This is a genomic window from Kitasatospora sp. NPDC093558 (assembly GCF_040683475.1).
Taxonomy (GTDB): Bacteria; Actinomycetota; Actinomycetes; order Streptomycetales; family Streptomycetaceae; genus Kitasatospora.
In genome coordinates, this window is sequence record NZ_JBFBDY010000890.1 from 1 (window position 1) to 2,190 (window position 2,190).

2 protein-coding genes are annotated in these 2,190 nt (G+C 72.7%); both read left to right on the forward strand.

The window, feature by feature from the left end; translation table 11 throughout:
• The coding region (locus tag AB0O00_RS36585) for an MFS transporter (protein WP_363659019.1) at nucleotides 1–978 on the forward strand (978 nt) is incomplete at its 5' end.
• A gap of 51 nt (nucleotides 979–1,029) precedes the next feature.
• Nucleotides 1,030–1,995: a divalent metal cation transporter gene (locus AB0O00_RS36590; RefSeq protein ID WP_363659020.1), complete on the forward strand. Its 966-nt coding sequence runs from the start codon at nucleotides 1,030–1,032 to the stop codon at nucleotides 1,993–1,995.
• The last annotated feature ends 195 nt before the right edge of the window (nucleotides 1,996–2,190 follow it).

A 2,190-nucleotide genomic window follows, 5' to 3' on the forward strand; every position in this document is an offset into this window, starting at 1 on the left:
GCCAGCTCCGCGGGCAGTCGGGGGAAGGCGTTCGCTCTGCACGAAGCCCTCGACCAGAGCGGGGCGCTGCTCGGCCCGCTGCTGGTCGCCGCCATGATCGCCGTCTCCGGGTTCCGGCTCGGCTTCGCGGTCCTGGCCGTGCCCGGCGCGTTGGCCCTGCTCACCCTGGCATGGCTGCGGCGGGCGGTTCCCGTACCCGCCGCCTACGAGGCTCCGCACCCCGACCCCGGCGTCGCGGCCGGCACGACCGAGCAGCGGCTGCCGGGCCGGTTCTGGCTGTACGCGGCGTTCACCGCGACGTCCATGGCCGGGTTCGCCACCTTCGGCGTGCTCGCCTACCACCTCCAGACCCGCCACGTACTGCCCGACGTCCTGATACCCGTCGCCTACGCCGTCGCCATGGGCGCCGCCGCACTGGCCGCGCTCGGCTCCGGATGGCTGTACGACCGCATCGGCCTGCGCGGCCTGGTCATCGCCCTGCCCCTGGCGGCGGCCGTGCCGTTCCTGTCGTTCTCCACCCGCCCCGCGCTGGTGTGGGCCGGTGCCCTGGTGTGGGGTGCGGCGATGGGCATCCACGAATCCACCCTCCGCGCCGCCGTCGCCGACTTCGTGCCAGCCGCCCGCCGAGGCACGGGCTACGGCGTCTTCACCGCCGCCTACGGCCTGGCCTGGCTCGCCGGCTCCACCCTCATCGGCGCCCTGTACGGCCACTCCGTCACCGCCGTCATCGTGTTCACCATCGCCACCCAGGCCGCGGCACTCGCCCTGTTCGTCCCGCTGGCCGTCCACCCGGAGCTGACGCCGCGCGCCCGCTCGCTTCCGAGCGTGAAAGACGGGTTCGCTCACGGGTGCAGGACCGACAGGAAGCGCCCGAGCGCGCCGGTCGTGTCGGCGAGGACGGCGAGGCCGAGCGCGGGCCCGGCGCGAAGGCGCGAAACCGCCGTCATCGGAGGATCGCCGGTGCCCCCGGGTGGGTAAAGTCCCGCCACCGCCCGGCAGTACGCGGCCGGCGGTGGGGACGGAGGGAACGTGGGCGAGCGGCGGCGTGAGCACGGTGCGCTGGAGGCCGAGGTGATGGCCGTGCTGTGGGCCGAGGCCCGCCCGATGACGGCCTCCGAGGTGTCCGGCCACTTCACCGGCGCCGGAGCGGTCGCCGACGGCCTCGGGCAGCGTGGCGGCCGCCCCCTGGGCGCCCTGTTCGCGATCGTGCTGCTCGACGCCTCGCTGATCGGCGCCAACGCCGTCAGCCTCGCCACCACCTACACGCTTGGCGACACCTTCAAGAAGCGGCACTCGCTGCACTGGAAGCTCCGCGAGGCACCGCTCTTCTACGTGGGCTACGCCGTCCTGATCGGCATCGCCTCTGCCATCACGCTCACCGCCGACGAGCACGTCCAGGACCTGATCACCCAGGGCGTCCAGGCACTGGCCGGCGTCCTGCTGCCCTCGGCCACCGTGTTCCTGGTGCTGCTGTGCAACGACCGCCCGGCGCTCGGGCCGTGGGCCAACACCGTGAAGCAGAACGTCGCCGCTGGCGTCATCGTCTGGGTCCTCGTCCTGCTCTCGCTGGCCCTCACCGCCGCGACATTCTTCCCCGACCTGACGACCACCCAGCTGGCCTGGGGATTCGCGGCGGGTGCGTTCGTCGGCCTGGTCGGCGGCGTGCTCACCATGCTCCACACGCAGTACACGGAGCAGACGGCCCGCATCGAGGCGTTCACCGCGCGTCACACGAAGGGCGATGCCTTCGGTGGGGCCACGAGCGAGGCCTGGCTGATGCAGGTCCAGCACCCGGACGGCTCGCCGCTCAGTAGGACGGAACGTAAGGCGGCCCTGGAGCACGACCGGACGCTCTGGCGCACACCTGCCCTGGACACCCTGCCCAGGCCGCAGTTCTCCGCCCTGCGCAAGGCCGACCTGCTCACCCTGCGCGGCTACCTGCTCCTCGCGGTAATCCTGGTGATCGTCAAGACCGTCCAGATGTACACAAGCTGACCGGCCGGGGTGGCCAGAGCCCTCTCACTGCCCGCCGACAGCGCAATGGCCCGCCCCGTGCCTGTCCTGAACAGGCCGTCCACCACATCGAGCACCCGCCGCTCGGTCTGAGCGAGGCGGGAGGCCGTGAAGGTGCGGCACTCGGTGGCACGGCATCACCCCAACGGCAGAGCTCCTGGCGACTGGCCCGGCAGC